We start from the raw sequence: 20,039 nt of genomic DNA on the forward strand, positions 1-20,039 counted from the left end.
AGGGGTGAAAACTGAAACGACTGTGGTAACATTTTGCTCACGGCTGTAGCTGCGTGGAAGTAGGCTCGACACCAACAACCATAAGGCTTTCAGCCGTTTCTGTTTACCCCTTCATGAAAAATGCGGGCTAGCCAAAGCGTCTCCGTTTGGCTGAGAACTACACACCTCCGGAGACGACTGAGCACCTGAAACAAAAACGGCGGCCCAAGGCCGCCGTTTGATCTGTAAACCGCGCTGGCGGCTACATGTCTTCAAAAAACTTTTTCACACCGTCGAAAAAGCTGGTTTTCTTCGGGCTGTGCTTTTCGTACTTCTCATCCAGGCTGGCCTGAAATTCGCGCAGCAGCTCCTTCTGGCGCTTGCTGAGATTAACCGGCGTCTCCACCAGCACGCGACACATCAAATCCCCGGGCGCGCCCCCGCGAACCGGGGTAACCCCTTTTCCGCGCAGACGGAACAGACGGCCGCTCTGGGTCTCTTCCGGCACCTTGAGCTTGACCCGGCCGTCCAGCGTCGGCACTTCCAGCTCCCCGCCAAGGGCGGCGTCCACGAAGCTGATCGGCACCTCACAGAAGAGGTTGCGGCCATCGCGCTCAAAGATGGGATGCTCGCGCACCGCCACCTGCACAAAGAGGTCACCGGCCGGCCCGCCGTGAACCCCCGCTTCGCCTTCGCCGGCCAGGCGAATGCGATCGCCGGTATCAACGCCAGGCGGAATTTTTACCGACAGGGTCTTGCTCTCCTGCACCCGCCCCTGGCCACGGCAGTCGGGACAGGGATCCTTGATCACTGTGCCCTCGCCATGACAGGCCGGACAGGTCTGCTGCACGGAGAAGAACCCCTGCTGCATCCGGACCTGGCCGATGCCGCCGCAGGTGCCGCAGGACTGGGGCTTGGAGCCCGCCTTGGTGCCACTGCCATCACAGCGCTTACAGGCAACCAAGGTCGGAATGCGGATCTGCTTCTCAACCCCGCGCACTGCTTCTTCAAGATCCAGTTCCAGGTTATAGCGTAGGTCCGCACCGCGATGGACCCGGGAGCGTCGCCCGCCGCCACCGGCCGCGCCGCCAAAGATATCCCCGAACACATCACCGAAGATATCGCCAAAGCCGCCGGCGCCAAAGCCGCCCGCACCGCCAGGCCCGGCCTGGCCGTCAACACCGGCGTGACCGTACTGATCGTAGGCGGCCTTTTTCTGAGAGTCGGAGAGCACCTCGTAAGCTTCGCTGAGCTCCTTGAAGCGATCCTCGGACTCTTTATCGCCGGGATTACGGTCAGGGTGGTACTTCATCGCCATGCGCCGATAGGCTTTCTTGATATCGCGATCAGAAGCGTCCCGGGAGACCCCCAACACCTCGTAATAATCTCGTTTGGACATAACCAACCTTGTCAGTGAATACCTCGGGTCACGAAAACCCGCCGCGCATAACGCAAACAGCAGCGCGGGTGGTGACCCCGCGCTGCTCCGTTCGAATTTCGAAGGGCTGAGACGACAGGGTTACTTCTTGTCGTCTTTCACCTCTTCGAATTCGGCATCAACGGCGTCGTCACTGGACGCCTGCTCGGACTCGCCGGCGGCTTCCGCCTGCCCCTGTTCGGCCTGGGCGGCATACATCTTCTGGGCCACCGCAGAGACCGCCTCGGTCAGCGCGCTGGTCTTGGCCTCGATGGCCTCCTTGTCGTCGCCCTTGAGCGCCTCTTCCAGCTCGCTGATGGCGGCCTCGATCTTGGATTTCTCCTCCTCGGTCGCGTGCTCACCAGCCTCTTCGAGGGTCTTCTTGGCAGTGTGCGCCATGCTGTCACCGGCGTTACGAACGCTAATCAGCTCCTCGAACTTCTTGTCCTCGGCGGAGTGCGCTTCGGCGTCAGCCACCATCTTTTCGATCTCTTCATCGGAAAGACCGGAGGAGGCCTTGATGACAATGGACTGCTCCTTGCCGGTCGCCTTGTCCTTGGCAGAGACGTGCAGGATGCCGTTGGCGTCCAGGTCGAAGCTCACTTCGATCTGGGGCATGCCGCGAGGCGCCGGCGGAATGTCGGCCAGGTCGAAACGCCCCAGGGACTTGTTCTGGCTCGCCTGCTTGCGCTCACCCTGAACCACGTGGATGGTCACGGCAGTCTGGTTGTCCTCGGCAGTCGAGAAGGTCTGCGACTTCTTGGTAGGAATGGTGGTGTTCTTTTCGATCAGCGGCGTCGCCACCCCACCCATGGTCTCGATACCCAGGGTCAGCGGAGTCACGTCCAGCAGCAGCACGTCCTTGACTTCACCGGCCAGCACGGCGCCCTGAATGGCGGCACCCATGGCCACGGCCTCGTCGGGGTTGACGTCCTTACGGGCTTCCTTGTTAAAGAAGGCCTTAACCTTTTCCTGCACCAAGGGCATCCGGGTCTGACCGCCCACCAGGATCACGTCGTCGATGTCGGATGCGGATACGTCGGCGTCCTTCAGGGCCATCTCGCAGGGGGCCAGGGACTTCTGCACCAGGTCCTCGACCAGAGACTCGAGCTTGGCCCGGGTCAACTTGACGTTCAGGTGCTTGGGACCGGACGCATCGGCAGTGATGTAGGGCAGGTTGACGTCGGTCTGCTGGCTGGAGGAGAGCTCCACCTTGGCCTTCTCGGCAGCTTCCTTCAGGCGCTGCAGGGCCAGCGGGTCGCTGTGCAGGTCAATACCGGTGTCCTTCTTGAAGGACTCGGCCAGGTACTCGATGACGCGCAGGTCGAAGTCTTCACCACCCAGGAAGGTGTCGCCGTTGGTGGAGAGCACCTCGAACTGGTGCTCGCCGTCCACTTCGGCGATCTCGATGATGGAGATATCGAAGGTACCGCCACCCAGGTCGTAAACTGCGATGGTGCGGTCGCCGGACTTCTTGTCCATACCGTAGGCCAGGGCCGCGGCGGTGGGCTCGTTGATGATCCGCTTGACCTCTAGACCGGCGATCTTGCCGGCGTCCTTGGTGGCCTGACGCTGGGAGTCATTGAAGTAGGCCGGCACGGTGATGACCGCCTCGGTGACGGGCTCACCCAAGTAGTCCTCGGCGGTCTTCTTCATTTTCTTGAGGATCTCGGCAGAGACCTGCGGGGGGGCCAGCTTCTTACCCTTGACGTCGACCCAGGCGTCGCCGTTGTCCGCCTCGATGATCTTGTAGGGAACCATCTTGATGTCTTTTTGCACCACGTCGTCCTTGAAGCGACGACCGATCAGGCGCTTGATGGCAAACAGGGTGTTGCTGGGGTTGGTCACCGCCTGACGCTTGGCAGACTGGCCGACCAGAATTTCGTTGTCATCGGTGTAGGCGATGATGGAGGGGGTTGTACGATCGCCCTCGGCGTTCTCAATCACCTTGCTCTTGTCACCATCGAGGATCGCGACACAGGAGTTGGTTGTACCCAGGTCGATACCAATCACTTTGCCCATTGTTAAACTCCGTTAGCGGTTGCTCGGTGAAAAAGCCGCGCTTCAACACCGGTAAGATTCGTTGACTGTTAACCTATATTGGTCTGGTTTCTGCGGATTCAAGCCTGCTCGTCGATTTTCGGTGCATCCTGAGGAGCTTTGGACACCATCACCATGGCCGGGCGCACCAGCCGCTCGTTGAGCAGGTAACCCTTCTGCATCACGTGGATCACGGTGTTGGGCTCCACGTCCGGGTTGTCCACCATGGACATCGCCTGGTGCAGCTGCGGATCGAAGGGCTCACCCGCCGGATCCACCGCCTCGACATTGAACTTCTTCAACGCCGCCACAAACATGCTCAGGGTCATTTCAACCCCTTCGCGGATGGCCTTGACCGAGGTTTCGGCGCCGTTATCCTGGGCCGAGTCGATGGCCCGCTCCAGACTGTCCACCACCGGCAGCAGCTCGTTGGTAAAGCGCTCCAGGGCGAACTTGCGTGCTTTTTCCACATCCTGCTCGGCGCGCCGGCGCACATTCTGCGCATCCGCCGTAGCCCGCAGCGCCTGATCCTTGGCCTCACTGGCGGCGGCCAAAGCCTGCTCCAGCTCGGCCTGGAGGCCCTCGATGCTGTCCGCTTCCAGCTGTCCGGACTCCGCTTCAGCCGCCTCTGCCGTCTGATTCTCCTCCGTCTGAGCGGCCGCAGGCTGCTCCTCGGTCTGTTCAGGCTTGGCCTTGTCTTCGTTTGCCATTCGTTTCTCCCCTAACTGCCGTGATACCTCAACAGGTCTGAGTCCCCTATATGGGGATGGCGTGCGAAGATTCAAGGCGAAATTTTCTTCATTGGCAGACCGCGGCAAACTACTGTATATATACACATGTTCGTATCATCATCAGGACACGCCCATGCTGACCCACCTGACCATTCGCGACTTCACCCTCATCGACCACCTGGAGCTTGAGCTTAACCGGGGAATGACCGTGATCAGCGGCGAAACCGGGGCCGGCAAATCAATCATGCTGGATGCGCTGGGCCTGGCCCTAGGGGATCGCGCCGAAGCCGACATGGTGCGTACCGGCTGCAAGCGTGCGGAAATCAGCGCCTGCTTTGACATCAGCCAGGTGCCCGAGGCGCTAACCTGGCTGCAGGAGCACGATCTGGATAACGGTGATGACTGCATTCTGCGCCGCGTGGTCGGGGCCAACGGCCGCTCAAGAGCTTACATCAACGGCAACCCCTGCCCCCTGCAGAGCCTGAAAGGACTCAGCGAACACCTAGCTGATCTGCACGGTCAGCACGAACATCAGCGCCTGCTACGCAAGGAGCATCACCGCACCCTGCTCGATGCTTTCGGCGGCCTCGACCCCCTCGCCGCCCGCACCGCCAGGGCCTACCGTCACTGGCATCAGCTGGACGAACGGCTCAAGGCCCTGCGTTCACGCAGCGATGAAGACAGCGCCCGGGAGCAGTTGCTGCGTTACCAGGTACAGGAGCTGGACCAACTCGCCCCAGAAGAGGACGAGCTGAGCGCGCTGGAAGCCGAACAGAAACAGCTGGCCAATGCCGAACAGCTGCTGCAGGGCGGCGAGCAGGTCCGCCAGCTCACCACCGAGGGGGATACGGACAACTGTGCCAGCCTGCTCAACCAGTGCCTGCAGCAACTGGATGCCCTGGGTCTGGACGACCCGGCCCTCGCCAGCACCGCCGAAATGCTCAACAGTGCCCTGATCCAGGTCGAAGAGGCCTCAAACGAGCTGGGCCATTTTCTCGGCAACGTGGAGCTCAACCCACAGCGGCTGCAGACGGTTGAAGAGCGCCTGAGCCTGTTCTACCAGATTGCCCGCAAGCACCGGGAGGACCCGGCGCAACTGCCCACTCTGCACCTGCGCCTGAGCGAAGAACTGGCGCAGATGAGCCTCTCCGACGAGGCCCTGGCCACGCTCGAAGAAGAGACCCGCGAGGCCGAACGAGACTACCGCAGTGCCGCCGAGGAGCTGAGCGAACAGCGCCGCGCCACCGCCGAGCAACTGCAGGCACGGGTACACGAGCAGCTCGCCCTGCTGGGCATGCCGGCATGCCGCTTCGAAGCTGCCCTGGCACCGGTCGCGCCCCGCCCCTTTGGTCTGGAAGAGCCCGAATTCCTGATCAGCACCAACCCCGGCCAGCCCCCCAAACCCCTCTCCCGGGTCGCCTCCGGGGGCGAACTCTCGCGCATCAGCCTCGCGATACAGGTGGTGACCGCCCAGGTGGCAGCCACCCCGGTACTTGCCTTCGACGAGGTGGATGTGGGTATCGGCGGCGCGATCGCCGAGGTCGTGGGCCGGCTGCTGCGGGGTCTCGGCGAGCGCTGCCAGGTGCTCTGCGTCACGCACCAGCCCCAGGTCGCCTCGCGGGGGCACCAGCACCTGCAGGTAGAGAAACGGCGCGATGCGGACTCAACAGCCACCCGGGTGGTTCGACTGGAAAAAAAGCAGCGGGTGGAGGAGATCGCCCGCATGCTGGCGGGCATCGACATCACCCAGCGCTCACTGGACCATGCCGAAGAGATGCTGGCACTAGAGTAAAAACGCCAGCACGGGAGCGCGCAGCACAAGCGGCGCCACAAAAAAACCGGGCCTCAGCCCGGTTTTTTTATAGCCCCGGAAAGGACGGCGATCAGGAAGCGTCGTTGTCGCAACCGCCTTTGCACTCGCCATAGAGGTAAACGGTGCGGTCTGAGATTTCAAAACCCAGCTCGTTGGCGATCTCATCCTGGCGCTGCTTGAGCACCGGATCACTGAACTCTTTCACCTTGCCACACTTCACACAGACGATGTGGTCATGCTTCTCGTCGGCAGCCAGCTCGAAGACCGAGTGCCCACCCTCGAAATGATGCCGCACCACCAGGCCCGCCGCTTCAAACTGGGTCAGCACCCGGTAGACGGTTGCCAAGCCCACGTCCTCGCCCGACTCCATCAGCAGCTTGTAGATGTCCTCGGCACTCCAGTGATCCCCTTCGCCGGCACGCTCTAGAATCTGGTAGATTTTGACGCGGGGCAGGGTGACCTTGAGTCCCGCCTTGCGCAGTTCCTGGTTTTCAACAGTCATGATGGCTCTCTGGGCTCCTGGCTTGGACCGGCTTTTGCTGTACTGTATTATCCGGGTTTCGCGGCTATAGTGGAACCCGTTCACAAATGCAAAAAGCAATAATTATCGTTTCGTTTATCATTGGTCTGGCCGGGTGCTCGTTCTTTCCCGGTGTCCACAAGATCGATATTCAGCAGGGAAACCTGGTGACCCAGGAAATGGTGGACCAGCTGCGGCCCGGGATGACCAAGCGCCAGGTGCGGTTCGTACTCGGCACCCCCCTGATCATGGATACCTTCAACCAACAGCGCTGGGATTACCTCTTCACCTTCAAAGAGGGTGGCGAACCGCGCCAGCAGGAGCGCCTGACCCTGTTTTTTGAAGACGATGCGCTGACCCACTTCAACGGCAACTTCCGCCCCCTGGGCGCCGCCGCGTCCGAGTAATTCAGCCCTTCTGCTGCGCCTTCAGCTTGGCGGCCCGGTTAGCCCGGGCCTCCTTGGGATCGATCTTAAGCGGCCGGTAGATCTCCACCCGCTGCCCCTCGCGCAACACCTCGGTCTTAGGGTCGCGGATCGCCTTGCCGAAAATGCCCATCTTGGCGTTTTCGATATCAATCTGGGGGAACACCTCCACGATGCGCGAACGCACCACGGCATCGTAGGCCGTAGCGCCCTCCTCAATCTTGACCGGAATAATCTTCTGCTCGTCAGGCAGCGCGAAAGCGACTTCAACATTGATCATGGCAACCTCTCTCAACTCCCGTAGCGCTCATCCGCCTGGGCGCAAAAGGCATCAACCATGGCCACGGCGATCTGGTTAAACACCTTGCCCATGGCTAGGCCGGTGAGCTTGCCGGAAAACTCAAAGTTCAGGCTCAGCCCCACCTTGCAGGCTTCCTCGCTCAGGGGAGTAAAGCTCCAGGTACCGCTGAGGGCGGTAAACGGCCCGTCGACCAGTTCCATATCGATCATCGACCCCGAGCACAGCCGGTTGCGAGTGGTAAAACTGTACTTGAAGCCCGCCTTGGCCACGTCCAGGCGGGCCACCATGACACCGTCAGCATGCTCGAGAATTTCCGCCCCGGAGCACCAGGGCAGAAAGCGCGGGTAGCTCGGCACATCGTTCACCAGGTTGAACATCTCCTGCGCGGAGTGGAGCACCAGCGCACTGCGATCGACTTGTGTCATCCGTTCACCTACGGCTCAACGCCCTCAACCACCCAGCTTGTCTACTAGGCTTGCCACGAAGACGACCAGCACCGCAGCCGGAGCCACAAAACGCAGCAGGAACCGCCAGAGCGTCACCCAGGCCGGGTTCTTCATGGCCAGCTCGTCCCTGCTGATCTCTGCTTTCACGAACCAGCCGACAAACAGCGCCAGTATGAGCCCGCCCAGCGGCAGCATCAGGTTGGCGGTGACAAAATCGAGCAGGTCGAAGAAGGTCATGCCCAGGAACAGCCACTCGCTCCCGATATTAAAGGAGGCCAGAGCGCCCAGGCCCAGCAACCAGCCGGGTACCGCCAGCGCCAGGGCGGCCAGCGGACGCGAGATCTTAAAGCGCTCCACCAGCCAAGCCAGCGCCGGTTCCATCAGAGAGATGGCCGAACTCCAGGCCGCGATGGCCACCATCAGGAAGAACAGGAAGCCGAACACCTGGCCGCCAGCCATGTGCCCAAAAGCCACCGGCAGGGTCACGAACATCAGGCCGGGGCCGGCCCCCGGATCCAAGTCGTTGGCGAACACTACTGGGAAAATGGCCATGCCGGCCACCAGGGCCACCAGCGTATCCAGGGCGGCAACCGTCATCGCCGTGCCAGCAATCGACGATTTCTTCGGCATATAGGAGCCGTAGACCATGATCGCCCCCATCCCCAGGCTCAGGGTAAAGAACGCGTGACCCAGCGCCACCAGCACCGAGTTCCAGGTGAGCTTGGACCAGTCGCTGCTAAAAAGAAAATCGAGCCCCTGGCTGAAAGCGCCGGTCATGAGCGCGTACATCAACAGCAACAGGAGCAACACGAACAGGGAGGGCATCAGGACGCGGATCGCCTGCTCAAGGCCCCGGTTTACCCCGCGGGCCAGCACCCCCATCACCAGCAACACAAAGACCGTATGCCAGATAGTCAGCGCCTGGGGGTCAGCCAACAAGTTATCGAACAGCCGCCCCACCTGCTCGGCTCCGGCGCCGGTGAAGGTGCCGTTGGCCGCATGGAAAACGTAGGCCAGCACCCATCCGGAAACGACGCTGTAAAAGGCAAAGATCAGGAACCCCGCCAACGCACCGCACCAGCCCACCAGCGACCAGTGCCGAGAGGCGCCTGTTTCAGCGGCGATTTCTCGCATGGCGTTGATCGGGCTCTGGCGAGCGCGGCGACCGACCACCACCTCCGCCATCATGATCGGCACCCCGACCAGGGCGATACACGCCAGGTAGACCAGCACAAAGGCCCCGCCGCCGTTCTCACCGACGATATAGGGAAATTTCCAGATGTTACCCAGACCCACCGCCGAGCCCGTCGCCGCCAGAATAAAGACCCAGCGACTGCTCCAGGAGCCATGTACTGATTGTTGATCGTGCATCTACCTACTGCCGTCCGCTATTTACTGTCTAAAAGATGCGCGATTGTAGCGTACTGAACTGACGAAACAAGGCACCCCTCCGGCGGAGCAGGACACAGGAAAGGCGCATTTCACCCGCAAATGTCCCCGTCCCGCCGATGACTTAGGGCTGGGCAGCCTATATAATCGCCGCGCTATGACAAAGAAGAAAAAATCCCCCAACGGCGGCAGCACCATCGCCCTCAACAAGAAAGCGCGCTTTGACTACCAGATCGAAGATCGGTACGAGGCGGGCTTGGCCCTGCTCGGCTGGGAAGTGAAGAGCCTGCGCGCCGGCAAGGCCCAGCTGCGCGACAGCTACGTGCTTCTCAAAGACGGCGAAGCCTGGTTGGTGGGTGCTCACATCAGCCCCCTGCAGACGGCCTGCACCCATGTGGTAGCCGACCCCGAGCGCTCCCGCAAACTGCTGTTGAAAAAGCGCGAACTGGCCAGGCTTTTCGCCCACACGGAGCAGAAGGGCTACACCTGCATCGCCATGGCGCTGTACTGGAAAGGCAGCAAGGTGAAGTGCGAGATCGCCCTGGCCAAGGGCAAGCAGCTCCACGACAAGCGGGCGACCGAGAAAGAACGGGACTGGAACCGGCAGAAACGCCGGATCATGGCCAACAGCTGATGAACTTTTGGCGCCTATTGCGCCTCCAAGGGTTGAATCGGGCGCGCCGCGCCCTCATTATGGACACCTACACAGACATCGATTTTCGGGGCTGATTTGGTTTCGACATGGTGCGTATGTCCTGTGTGCATGCCGTGAGCGGTAAGTGATCACGTAAATCAACCTTACCAACATATAGTCGCAAACGACGAAAACTACGCTCTAGCAGCCTAAACAACTGCGTAGAGCCCTTCCACCCATGCTTGCCTGTAGACTGGGGTTCGGAAGGTCATCCCATACAGGATCGCGCGTAGGCTTCGCCGGGAGCTGAAACGTTAAAACCAATCCGGCTCGCCCGAAGGAATCCTGTCAGCCGGAGTCCTGAGGGTTAACGAATAGACTGACTAAGCATGTAGATCACTGGTTCGGAAACATCGTGGACGCGGGTTCAAGTCCCGCCAGCTCCACCAACAAATGGCAAAAGCCGCATGGCCCGTGGCCTGCGGCTTAGCCACTCTCTCCTCAACTGACCTTGTGCACCGATAACCTGCCACGAAGATGGAGGTTGTACTATGGGTGCACGCGTTCCCCACACTGTCCGCCGCCGCCCGAGCGGTATCTACCATGCCCGGCTGCACTGGCCGGCGTCGGTACGCCAAAAACTGCCCGATCTGGGCCCCGAACTCACCTTCAGCCTGGCCACGGCGCACACAAACGAGGCGCGGCGCATCATATATGATGCAATGTGTCTTTTCCGCCAACTAGTTGTTTTTATTGGCTTTAATTTTGATAAAATGGGCAGCGAAGCCACCATGGATCAGGTGGCCGAAAGAATTGATGCACTCAAGCAATCACTGACAAGGAACCGTCTTATGCCCATAGCAATGCCCGAGCGCCCCCGCGCCAACCCGCCGACCTTCCACCCCGGCATCCAGATCATCCGCGGCGCCGAACAGACACCGCCGACGCCGCACGGCCACGCCATTGAAAACAGGACTGTCATCGAGGTGCTGCCCGACGGCGCCCAGCGCGTGTATTCCGACCTCGCCGACCCCGACGCCGCCAACCGCGAGCTGGCCGCCTATTTCGGCCTGCTCGCCCAAGGCAATCACCACGGGCCCACCGGTGAGGCGATCACGGTGCGCCAGGTGGCGAAGGAGTTCGCCGAGGAGCAGGTTAGCGCCGGTAAATGGAACGATGCATCAACCCGCCAGAACCGTTTGTATCGCCTGGACCAGATCGTCTCCCACCTGGGCGCCGATACCCCGTGGAGTCAACTGACGCGCCAAGATGCCAAACGCTATCGCCAACACCTGATCACGTGCTACGAGGCGCACCTAAACGACAGCGCCGACTGCGAACAGCTCCAATCACGCACGGCCGAAGCCTATTTCCAGCTCTTCAAAAGCCTGGTCGAGTTCGCCTGGGCCGAGGGCTACCACACCCGCGATATCGCCAGGCACCTGCTGCTCTCGCTCCCCAAGTCCTCGAACGCCTATCCCTCCTTCGAGGCCTCAGACATTCATCAGATCCTCCACAGTTACCTGTACACCAACACCGAGATCCCCGGGCACCACCCGCAGGCCTATATTTCCGCCTACTTCTGGCTCCCGCTGCTGGGTCCTTACACCGGCGCGCGCTTGAACGAGCTGTGCCAGCTGCGCGTGGAGGACGTTCGCTGCCTGGGCGGGATCTGGTATCTGTCGATTACCGAAGACGATCCGCAGGCCAATAAAGAAAGGCAAAAAAGCCTGAAGACGGAAGCGTCCCGTCGCTCCGTGCCCCTGCACGCGGCGATTCTCAACGCCGGTTTCCTAGAGTTCCTGGCCGAGCGGCGGGCCGCCGACGGCGAGCACGGCCAGCTTTTCGAAGACCTCACCTGGGATCCCAAGAATAAATTCGGCAAAAAAGCCGGCCGCTGGTACAACGAGAAATTTCTGAAAAAGATCGGCCTCGCCACGCCCGAGCGCAAGTGTTTCCACAGCAACCGGCACACGGTCACCCAGCACCTGTACTCGGAACACGACGAGCCTGACGAAAAGATCGCCTGCATCGTCGGGCACGAGGGCAAGACCACCACCTCGAAGTACGGCAAGGATATCAACCTCACCACGCTGCGCTGGCTCAAATCCAAAATCGACCTGATCGATTACGGCGTGTCGACCGACCACATCCACTGGGCGCGTTACAAGGAATTCCAGGCCTGTGTCGGACGTCCGGTGAAAAAAGCGCACCTGCTGCGCGCCTACCGGGCCAAACAGGCGCGTACGCCGCACACCCCCTGACCCCCAAAACGCCCTCCCCCACCGGGGGAAGGCAGCCCCCCGTCCACTCAAATGGAGAACCCCTGATGGAAGAGCAAATCATCGACCTACCCGCCCCGGGCAGCTTCACCCTCTATGCCCGGATCAAATCCACCTGCAAGTACGCCTACCAGAATCCCCGCGACGGCCGGCCGTTTGAGGTGAAGCTCGATGCGTCGGGCCTCTGGCAGGGCAATGACAACCAGTATGCCATCCACCATCTCGAGTTCAGCTGGTGGTGCGGGCAGATCGGCGAGTACCTGCCGGTGAATCTGATGCGTGGCGACGCCCACGCCATCTGATACGGAGGACATTGCAACCGTGTTTCACGCAAACCGATCCTCACAGGCCCACAGCGCCTTGTTTACAACGCAAGACGCTTTTGCCGTGGCTTTTGGGGGTGTCCAGAGGGGGTCTTCTCCCCCCTCTGGCCGGAGAGACCCCTGCCCTGTTCCCTCCCCCCGCTTCATCGCTTGGGGGAGGGCACAGGGCAGGGGTCTAGTAGGTTACACCTTGTAAACAAGATTTTTTGCCTGACCGCCGGGCACGGATCGCCCCAGGCAGGCCTCACCCACGAGCACAACGGAGGTGCTTATCATGAATAAAATGGTATCGGCCAGAATTCACTGGCACAAAGACGCACACCGGCCACTGAACCACGGCCTCAATCATGCCCCTAACTATGTCGATCCGATAATCGAAAACGACCTTTGGGTCTTCGATCCGGCCAACCCGCTCTCAGCGACCCACCACCGCTACCGGCGCGGTGAACCATCGGGGAAAGCGCAGTACGCGGTGTTGAAAGCTACCAGCCAAACCGTCATGGACGATCAGGCGGGACGCTATTTGGCGCACAACAACCGGAAACTGCCGAGCAACGCCAACCATTTCTGCGAGCTGCTGATTACCTTCAGTCGATCCGTGGATCCTCACTCCCAAGGCGACGCACTCGATCAGTGCACCTTCAAACTGGCCCATACCTTCGCCGGAAAACACCACGTACGGGTTATCGCCGTCCAGCGACACAACGATGAAGGCAAGGTGCACTATCACTGTCTATGCACCGCGCTCAGCGATAAAACCCACAGGCCGATTACCAAATCGATCAAGAAAGGAGATCTATCGAACCTCCAGGACATGGCGGGTCATGCCTTCTCGCCCCTGGGCATCCAGCGCGGTACCAAGACAATAGAAAAGCTCAAACAGACCGCCACCGAGAACCCCCGCCAAGAAGGTGAATCAGAGAATGATTACACCCGGCGCCTCTTCAAGCTGGCGAACGTAAGAAACAAGACTGTCGCCGAACTGCACGCCACCCTCGAAGCGGACCTCGACGCACTGGAGATTGAGGCCGCCGAGCGGCAACAGCAACTGGCCGACGGGGATGCCCTGAAGGCCGACGAGCTGGCCGCTATCGCCGAGCAAGAACGGGAACTCAGCAGACTGCGGGCGCTGGTCGAGGGCTTGGACGCGGAACGGGATCGGCTCTGCCAGGAGCAAGCCGAAACCCAGCGCGGTATCAACCAGAAGACCGAACAACTCACCCGTGAACAACACGCCTATGCGCAACTGAAGGCACAGGAGCGCGCCGTCAAGCAACCCGAAATCGGCGCACTTCAGCAGCACGTGGCATCGCTCGAGCGGGAGCTGAAGGCCGCTCAGCGCTTTCTGCCCATCGCCGCGAGGACGCTATCACGCGACGTCGACCGGAAGGCCCCGTATCTAAAGACACCTTCCAAAAAGCGAACCCAACAGGAACGGGACCAGGTCACCGAGTTTCGCTCAGCCGCCAAGAAGGTATCCAAAACGCCAACTCGCGTGCTGGATGATTTGGCGCAGCCGGAGGGCATTGCCAGTTGGGTGCGGATGCTTGAGGCGAAACGCGTGTTCCACGGTGGACTCGAACGGATCAAGAAGCTTTTGAGCCTGCCGCTTGGAAAGTGGGTGAAAGCCAAGCGACATCCAGAAACCGAATTGAAAGACAGCTAGCGCAGCCTCTCAACGCGACATAATCAGGGCAGCTTCGAGGGCCGCCCTTTTTTATGCAGCGAGTCCTCATCACCCCGCACGCCAACAGCCCACTGCCTGGCACCTATCGGCCGCTGCTATCTCCCGCGAGGCGGGAAATTCGCTTCACGCAGGCGTGACAGCGAACGCCGCTCGAAGGCTTTCAACCTACGGAGGCGAAGCGCCTATTAACCGGGGCTGCGCGCCCCGGACCCGCGCTGGGTGCCGCCCCAGGGGCTCAGGGAGCAGAAGTTTTGGCGGGCCATGTTTTTTATGTCGAAATCTTCTGCCCCGAGCGCTTAGGCTGGTGCGCGGCGGCCCTGCCGACTAAAAATAGCGGTCTCCATCGCCAACAGGTTGGCGCCGGACCCTCCGCGATTTTAACCCGGCGCGCCTTACGCGCGGACAGCCAACCTCTTATCTAGCCGGCCGACATGGCGTAGGGAATAGATAGGCGCGAACCTCATCCGCGCCCATGTTGGCCGGGTGATTCAATTGATGGAAGCGAATGTAACGGCGTATCCAAGTCAGATAGGTTTTCTCTGTCCTCATGCTATAGCCGCGCAGCCTGATCTCGCCGCGTACGCTCTCCAGAAAAGCACTCTTGCCCATGGTATCACCTCCATAACTTGCACTGTATGTATATACAGCTTATTTCGGGTTTGCCAGTGAGCAGGCACGATTTGTCCACGTGAGATGCACGGTTTAGTCTGGAAACATTGAAGTGATTGCTGCATGATCAGTGACTTATGAAAAGCAGGCACGGAGATACCGTGCCACCCTACCAAGATATATGCGCACGCTCGTTTTCATCGGAGGAAGATAGCAGGTGTTTTCGAATTTCTTCATCTTTTCAGTTGCTTGCGAAACCGTATTCAGGACATCAATACGGCAAAACGAGTGCGCTCAAGAATAAGCTGTTAGACTCCAAAATACTCACGGACATACATATGACGAAAGTATTTATCAGTAAAGGTAGTGCAGCGACAGATGAACAAAGAGCATTTGTTGATGCTGTGCTGGAAATGCTTGATACAGTTGGTATGTCTGCGCGAATTATGGGAGAGAACGAATGGTCTCATGAGCAACCACTGAGAGCCATTAAGAAAATAATGAGAGAGTGTGATGGCGCAGTAATAATAGCTTTTACTCGTACTCAATTTAATGAAGGTATAGAGCTCAAGAAGAGCCAAACATTTTCAATATCAAACATTAAACTACCAACCACTTGGAATCATATTGAAGCCTCCATGGCTTACTCATTTGAACTCCCCCTTTTGGTTGTTGCGGAAAATGGTCTTAAGTCTGAAGGGCTCATTGAGAACGGTTACGATTGGAGAGTTTATTGGACTGATCTCCATCCCGATGTTGTTAAGTCCGATAGCTTTAAAGGTTTCCTTCAAAGTTGGAAGAAAGCGGTAGAAGAGAAAAAACAATCTTCTTCAAGTACTGAAGTTGATCTGTCCAAGATTAGTATTGGAAAGTTAGTATCTATGTTATCGCTACCCCAGCTATGGAGCTTGGTTGGAGTAATAGCAACAGTCATCGCCTTGGTAGCAGGTAGCTCATATAAGTTAGGGGCTGGCAAATGGCCTTGGCAAGAAGAGCCTAACAAACAAAGCCAGCCGACGCCAAAAAGCGGCGCGGCTGATTAAGGCGTTATCGTTTTTATTCAGTGGCCGCTTAGTGTTGCTAGCTGCCGCCTAACCCATCCCTTTCTAGTGTCCGAAATGGGGCCAGGGGCTGAACCAAGTCAGCCCCCCACTGAGGTCGATCACACCTCAGTTTGCTCGGCCAACTCAAGCGCATCATCAAGCTCAACACCAAGATAGCGAATCGTGCTATCCATCTTCGTGTGCCCAAGTAGCAGCTGAACCGCCCTGAGATTGCCTGTACGCCTGTAAATCAGCGTTGGCTTGGTTCGCCGCATCGTGTGAGTTCCATAATCACAGGTATCGAGTCCAATGCTCGCGATCCAGTTATCTACAATCCGTGCGTACTGCCTGGTTGTAAGATGCACATCGACACCGCTCAATCCCGGAAATAGATAGTCTTGGCTCTGCAACTGCCGCTTCGCTATCCATTCAGCGACAGACGATCGCGTCACTTCGGTTATTTCAAAATGGACAGGCAATCCTGTCTTCTGTTGGATGATGGTTGCTCGATGAAGTACATGGTTACCGTGACAAATATCGCGAACACGTAGTCCTAGCAGGTCGCACCCTCGAAGCTTGCTATCAATCGCCAAGTTGAACATGGCGAGATCACGAGTCTTGCCCGCAATCTCCAGCCGAATACGAATCCCCCATATTTCCTTTAGCTTGAGGGGGCGCTTTTGCCCGAGTATTTTGCCTTTGTTCCAAGGCACCGATGCCGAGGTGGTGTTACTTAGATTCTGCTCCATAGTGATGACCCTCCGCTGTTGAAAGGTCATTAAGTATGGTTAGTAGGCCCCAAGCGAGGCTGCACAGTGGCCGCAGAGCGAACAAACCAGACGCCTTAAGCGCTATACCTGAATGGCGGGAAGCGCCCCGAAGCGGATATTCAAAGTGTCGCAAAATTTAAATTCGTGACCTATTGTTACCCACTACATCGCCGTTGGATGTCTGACGCCTTATACTTTCTTCTACCGCCAAAGAGCAGGAGGGGAGTGTGGGCAAGGAACGCTTTTCTGATATAGCCTCTCGTTTCCGCTGTAGTCTTGATAAGTTTTTAATTCTATCTGTGCCTATGGTTTCCGACACCAGACCAGCAGGAGTTATCGATACTTTTTGGGATTGGCTTGTTCTTAAATTTGAAGAATTCTAACGAAATTGGCGAGGGTCATGATGAAGCTTAGGCATTTTTTTATCACTATTGTTTCTTTTTTATTGACGGCATGCTCAGGCCTTCCTTTGGATCCGGATCAAAAAAAAATAATTTCTCTACAGAAGAAAGATATTTCTAATGCGGAAAGGCAGGGGGCGATTCCGTACGACGGAAAAAAAGGCCGTGTGGCCCTGTATGTTTTTAGTGGCCCGGAAGAGGCTTATTCCTTCTATGGAGATGATTTAATTGATTTAGTTGGTTTTGCTTATTTGCGTATAGGTGGTGAATTATATAGAAGTGCTTGTTTAGTGTATTACGCTCCAGATATAGCGATTTCACCAAGCTTAACTGGTTGCGAGATTTTATTGTCAATTCAAATTAATAAGGCCGGAATAGCAGATCTATCTAATCGGATGGATGAAGAAATAGATAAAATTTCAGACGAGCTTAAAAAAATAAAGGTTGAAATATCAGATCTATCTAGTCGAATAGATGAAGAATTAGATAAAATTTCAGATGACCTTGAAAGGATAAAAGTAATCGTTGCCGAGCAAGGAGGGGGATTGAAAACATCTTTAGAAGCTGGTTTGATAAATAACTCTGAGATAGTGGATATTTATAAGAGAATAAAAGTTGTTTCGGATCAGAGTGAAAAATTAAGACGGTCTAGTCTAGAATCTGCATCAAAAGTTGACGTTGTTCTTTCTGAGGTTAAGGAAAAATTGGATGAGGTTTTTAAGCGGATCGATAGTGGCATTCCGAACTATCGGTAGGTGAGATATGGTTAGAGTAATACTACTTCTTACTTATTTGATGTTCGCACCTTTTAGTTACGGTGTCGTCTCGAATGAAGATGAGATAAGTAACACCATAGATACCTGGAAGGATTATCATCACGATCTCAGTGAGGAGTTGAGTAAAAAGCGTGACAATTACGAGAAAAAGTATGCGTATTACAAAAAATATTCTGATCTAAAAGGCCTTAGGGAAGAGGCTGAAAAAAACTTTAAGGAGGCATTGAATAATCTAAGAAAGGGAGGGCTGGATATAAATGTTTTAAAGCGGGCGTGGCATGCGATGAAAAGCGCTGCAAGTTTTTTGAGGTATAAGAATGAAGAAGGAAAATATATAGATGAAATCTTAGATCCTACAGACCTGTCGCCCATGGAAAGCGAGCTTAAAGATTTAGAGAAAAACATAGAGCTTACTGAAAAATATATAAATATTTTGGAAGATCAGCTTAACGAACTGGAAGAAGATAATAAACGCAATTTTTGGGAGAGGATGTATAAGTTACTTAATCGCGCCAAGGCTTTGCAAGAAGAAAATAAGAGGATTGAATTAACAAGAGAAAGCCGCCAGGCTGAGCACAGGAAAATCGTTGAAGGTTATGTGCAGAGCCAGGAGTTACAGAGAAAGCGCCTAGAAGAGATACAAAGATCGAGAGAGGCTTTAGAACGTCTGCGACAACAGCTGCGTACCCTACCGCAACCGCAACCGCAACCGCAACCGCAACCGCAACCGCAACCGCAACCGCAACCGCAACCGCAACCGCAACCGCAACCGCAACCGCAACCGCAACCTACCCCTATTCCTGGGCCAACGTAATAGGATAATTAAAATGAGGTGTATAGTTACCTTTGCAGCTATTATTTTTATTGTTTCTGATGCACAAGGTCAGACGCCTATTAACAACAAAAATTGCCCTTGGGTAAGTGGAGAGAAATCTTGGAGGACATATATAACAAAAGAGGTTTTTAGGCCAAAAATATCGATTCTTAGAATATTTTCAACGTCAAATATCCCTGACTATGAAGTGTGGAAGGGGCGGTGCTATTATTTGGAGTTTGAAGAGGAAAGGCGGGAGTGGAAGGTTGCTGGATTTTACTCCGATAGAAAATATCATCATGAATCATGGATCAATTCCAGCACGATAGTTAACCGTTTTTTTGATGTGGATGACCAAAAATTTAAACAGTATTCTGAAGTTAATAGAGAATATGGAGACCCATTTCTATATCAGATTTCCGTAAGAAATGGTAGGTTTATATTTAACGAGGCAGGAGAGGTTTTCCACAGCAAATATGGATTGGTAGGATCTCTATCATGCCATATGCCCCACCATACAGATAAATGCCGAAGATAAAAATAGTGTTTTCTAGTAGCGATCTTTAATGTTTTTTATAAACTATCGGTATGTGGTTGTGCTACGAGTTGTTATCTAGGCGCTGGGTATGCACTTAGGTCTCTCGAAGCGCCTACTGTTCAAGGGCTAGAGATTTATGCGCAAAAATGGCGAAGAATGACAGCTTATGCGTAAAGAAACGGACAGTTGATCTGCAAAAGGCTGTCTCGCTAGGATGCATGGCACCGGGTTCAGCCAGAACACTTTTGGACAAAACGAAAGACGGAGTACCATCCCTTGGCAGCCATCAGTTAGGCAAAATAAGGATTCCAAACAAAAGCGTGAGTGTCGATATCGGGGTGCTAATAAATGCTCGTCTGTCCCAGCACTTACTGCTTCAAAGTCGATGGTAACACCTTCAAGTAGCGAGTTGGCTGGAAACTAATCTTGAAGGTAGTTAATCAGGTTACGGCTTGGACCAAGAATCGGAACATGTCATTGGAACATGACCCCGATTGGTGGAACCAACCTCGGTCTCAAATAATTCGATCAATTTCTGCCTGAACTCTCCGATACAGGTTAGAAAACTATAATAATCTGGGATGACTGCTACGTCGCAACTAATCGGATGGCTATGTACTGGGTAATGGGCAGCGGAGTTCGGATCATCCCAGATTAACTCGGGCAAGTTTCCTTCCGTGCCGGGCTGTTCCAAGGTGCATTGTCCTGACCTTTCGGGCAATGATTCAAACCTCAGCACCCCGTGGTGAGGAATCTCTTCAGCCACCCGATTAGCGAACTCAACCATTTGCGGCTCAGCAAAGGTGTAGAGCCAAGCGTTAGCTCCACATCGATCTGTGATCCTCAAAATGCGGCCCAGCATTGCAGAACTGCGTCAGCCGGGGTAAGGGGCCCATGCAGGGAAGGGGGAGACTGTAAATTTTTCTGTGTAAGTGGCGGTTGATCAATGTGATATCCGGTCACCGAACAGGATTATGAATTGGCTCATCGCCTGCTTCCAGTCCCGTATCGGCATGGTCCACTTCTTGGCGATCTGGTGCAAGGCCAGATAGAGCACCTTCATCACTGATTTGTCCGTCGGGAATGATCGGCGAGTCTTGG

Annotated in this window: 20 protein-coding genes, 1 other RNA gene and 1 pseudogene; 12 read left to right on the top strand and 10 right to left on the bottom strand. The window is 56.2% G+C overall.

Going from position 1 to position 20,039, the window contains the following annotated elements:
* Nucleotides 1–241 precede the first annotated feature (241 nt).
* The 3 genes from dnaJ to grpE all read right to left on the bottom strand — a co-directional run bounded on the left by dnaJ (nucleotide 242) and on the right by grpE (nucleotide 4,146).
* A complete protein-coding gene (dnaJ, locus tag JGZ97_RS17655) occupies nucleotides 242–1,378 on the bottom strand; it encodes a molecular chaperone DnaJ (RefSeq protein ID WP_207064029.1) in 1,137 nt (378 codons plus the stop codon).
* A 120-nt stretch (nucleotides 1,379–1,498) separates the two neighbouring features.
* A complete protein-coding gene (gene dnaK / locus JGZ97_RS17660) occupies nucleotides 1,499–3,418 on the bottom strand; it encodes a molecular chaperone DnaK (protein ID WP_207064030.1) in 1,920 nt (639 codons plus the stop codon).
* 98 nt (nucleotides 3,419–3,516) lie between these two features.
* Entirely contained in the window at nucleotides 3,517–4,146 is a 630-nt protein-coding gene (grpE, locus tag JGZ97_RS17665) for a nucleotide exchange factor GrpE (RefSeq protein WP_207064031.1), read from the bottom strand.
* A 154-nt stretch (nucleotides 4,147–4,300) separates the two neighbouring features.
* Here grpE and recN point away from each other — a divergent pair, with 154 nt between their 5' ends.
* Complete coding sequence (recN, locus tag JGZ97_RS17670) at nucleotides 4,301–5,959, top strand: DNA repair protein RecN (protein ID WP_207064032.1); 1,659 nt, start codon at nucleotides 4,301–4,303, stop codon at nucleotides 5,957–5,959.
* Between the two features lie 91 nt (nucleotides 5,960–6,050).
* Here recN and fur read toward each other — a convergent pair whose 3' ends face one another.
* Nucleotides 6,051–6,482 (bottom strand): ferric iron uptake transcriptional regulator, encoded by a 432-nt coding sequence (gene fur / locus JGZ97_RS17675; RefSeq protein ID WP_207064033.1) that lies wholly within the window; start codon nucleotides 6,480–6,482, stop codon nucleotides 6,051–6,053.
* Nucleotides 6,483–6,568: 86 nt separating this feature from the next.
* Between fur and JGZ97_RS17680 the strand changes: the two genes are divergently transcribed.
* Complete coding sequence (locus tag JGZ97_RS17680; protein WP_207064034.1) at nucleotides 6,569–6,907, top strand: outer membrane protein assembly factor BamE; 339 nt, start codon at nucleotides 6,569–6,571, stop codon at nucleotides 6,905–6,907.
* A 1-nt stretch (nucleotide 6,908) separates the two neighbouring features.
* On the opposite strand, the gene JGZ97_RS17685 is transcribed toward JGZ97_RS17680, so the two are convergent.
* The 3 genes from JGZ97_RS17685 to JGZ97_RS17695 are packed head-to-tail and all read right to left on the bottom strand — an operon-like array spanning nucleotide 6,909 to nucleotide 9,043.
* A complete protein-coding gene (locus JGZ97_RS17685; protein WP_207064035.1) occupies nucleotides 6,909–7,205 on the bottom strand; it encodes an RnfH family protein in 297 nt (98 codons plus the stop codon).
* Nucleotides 7,206–7,216: 11 nt separating this feature from the next.
* Nucleotides 7,217–7,651 carry a type II toxin-antitoxin system RatA family toxin gene (locus JGZ97_RS17690; protein WP_207064036.1) on the bottom strand — a complete coding sequence of 145 codons (435 nt, stop codon included), beginning with the start codon at nucleotides 7,649–7,651 and terminating at the stop codon, nucleotides 7,217–7,219.
* A gap of 24 nt (nucleotides 7,652–7,675) precedes the next feature.
* Nucleotides 7,676–9,043: a sodium-dependent transporter gene (locus tag JGZ97_RS17695; protein ID WP_207064037.1), complete on the bottom strand. Its 1,368-nt coding sequence runs from the start codon at nucleotides 9,041–9,043 to the stop codon at nucleotides 7,676–7,678.
* Nucleotides 9,044–9,218: 175 nt separating this feature from the next.
* Here JGZ97_RS17695 and smpB point away from each other — a divergent pair, with 175 nt between their 5' ends.
* From smpB to JGZ97_RS17720, 5 genes are all read left to right on the top strand, one after another.
* Entirely contained in the window at nucleotides 9,219–9,695 is a 477-nt protein-coding gene (smpB, locus tag JGZ97_RS17700) for an SsrA-binding protein SmpB (protein WP_207064038.1), read from the top strand.
* Nucleotides 9,696–9,782: 87 nt separating this feature from the next.
* Nucleotides 9,783–10,144, top strand: a transfer-messenger RNA (tmRNA) gene (gene ssrA / locus JGZ97_RS17705).
* Between the two features lie 102 nt (nucleotides 10,145–10,246).
* Nucleotides 10,247–11,959 carry a site-specific integrase gene (locus JGZ97_RS17710; protein ID WP_207064039.1) on the top strand — a complete coding sequence of 571 codons (1,713 nt, stop codon included), beginning with the start codon at nucleotides 10,247–10,249 and terminating at the stop codon, nucleotides 11,957–11,959.
* A 65-nt stretch (nucleotides 11,960–12,024) separates the two neighbouring features.
* The gene (locus JGZ97_RS17715) at nucleotides 12,025–12,279 is read left to right on the top strand and encodes a hypothetical protein (protein ID WP_207064040.1); all 255 of its coding nucleotides are present in this window, start codon (nucleotides 12,025–12,027) and stop codon (nucleotides 12,277–12,279) included.
* Between the two features lie 295 nt (nucleotides 12,280–12,574).
* Complete coding sequence (locus JGZ97_RS17720; RefSeq protein WP_207064041.1) at nucleotides 12,575–13,966, top strand: hypothetical protein; 1,392 nt, start codon at nucleotides 12,575–12,577, stop codon at nucleotides 13,964–13,966.
* Nucleotides 13,967–14,401: 435 nt separating this feature from the next.
* Here the strand turns inward: JGZ97_RS17720 and JGZ97_RS17725 are convergent, their stop codons facing one another.
* Nucleotides 14,402–14,596 (bottom strand): site-specific integrase, encoded by a 195-nt coding sequence (locus JGZ97_RS17725; protein WP_207064042.1) that lies wholly within the window; start codon nucleotides 14,594–14,596, stop codon nucleotides 14,402–14,404.
* A gap of 338 nt (nucleotides 14,597–14,934) precedes the next feature.
* On the opposite strand from JGZ97_RS17725, the gene JGZ97_RS17730 reads away from it, so the two are divergent.
* Nucleotides 14,935–15,639 (top strand): hypothetical protein, encoded by a 705-nt coding sequence (locus tag JGZ97_RS17730; RefSeq protein WP_207064043.1) that lies wholly within the window; start codon nucleotides 14,935–14,937, stop codon nucleotides 15,637–15,639.
* Nucleotides 15,640–15,758: 119 nt separating this feature from the next.
* Here the strand turns inward: JGZ97_RS17730 and JGZ97_RS17735 are convergent, their stop codons facing one another.
* The gene (locus JGZ97_RS17735) at nucleotides 15,759–16,388 is read right to left on the bottom strand and encodes a tyrosine-type recombinase/integrase (RefSeq protein ID WP_207064044.1); all 630 of its coding nucleotides are present in this window, start codon (nucleotides 16,386–16,388) and stop codon (nucleotides 15,759–15,761) included.
* A 248-nt stretch (nucleotides 16,389–16,636) separates the two neighbouring features.
* Between JGZ97_RS17735 and JGZ97_RS17740 the strand changes: the two genes are divergently transcribed.
* The 4 genes from JGZ97_RS17740 to JGZ97_RS17755 are packed head-to-tail and all read left to right on the top strand — an operon-like array spanning nucleotide 16,637 to nucleotide 18,938.
* Nucleotides 16,637–16,792 carry a hypothetical protein gene (locus JGZ97_RS17740; RefSeq protein WP_207064045.1) on the top strand — a complete coding sequence of 52 codons (156 nt, stop codon included), beginning with the start codon at nucleotides 16,637–16,639 and terminating at the stop codon, nucleotides 16,790–16,792.
* 17 nt (nucleotides 16,793–16,809) lie between these two features.
* Nucleotides 16,810–17,565, top strand: coding sequence for a hypothetical protein (locus JGZ97_RS17745; RefSeq protein ID WP_207064046.1), 756 nt, complete (start codon nucleotides 16,810–16,812; stop codon nucleotides 17,563–17,565).
* 7 nt (nucleotides 17,566–17,572) lie between these two features.
* The gene (locus JGZ97_RS17750) at nucleotides 17,573–18,400 is read left to right on the top strand and encodes a hypothetical protein (protein ID WP_207064047.1); all 828 of its coding nucleotides are present in this window, start codon (nucleotides 17,573–17,575) and stop codon (nucleotides 18,398–18,400) included.
* A gap of 13 nt (nucleotides 18,401–18,413) precedes the next feature.
* Nucleotides 18,414–18,938, top strand: coding sequence for a hypothetical protein (locus tag JGZ97_RS17755; protein ID WP_207064048.1), 525 nt, complete (start codon nucleotides 18,414–18,416; stop codon nucleotides 18,936–18,938).
* 943 nt (nucleotides 18,939–19,881) lie between these two features.
* Here JGZ97_RS17755 and JGZ97_RS17760 read toward each other — a convergent pair.
* Nucleotides 19,882–20,039, bottom strand: a pseudogene (locus JGZ97_RS17760) (IS256 family transposase); the annotation flags it as partial.

This window comes from Motiliproteus sp. SC1-56 (assembly GCF_017309075.1).
Classification (GTDB): domain Bacteria; phylum Pseudomonadota; class Gammaproteobacteria; order Pseudomonadales; family Balneatricaceae; genus Motiliproteus.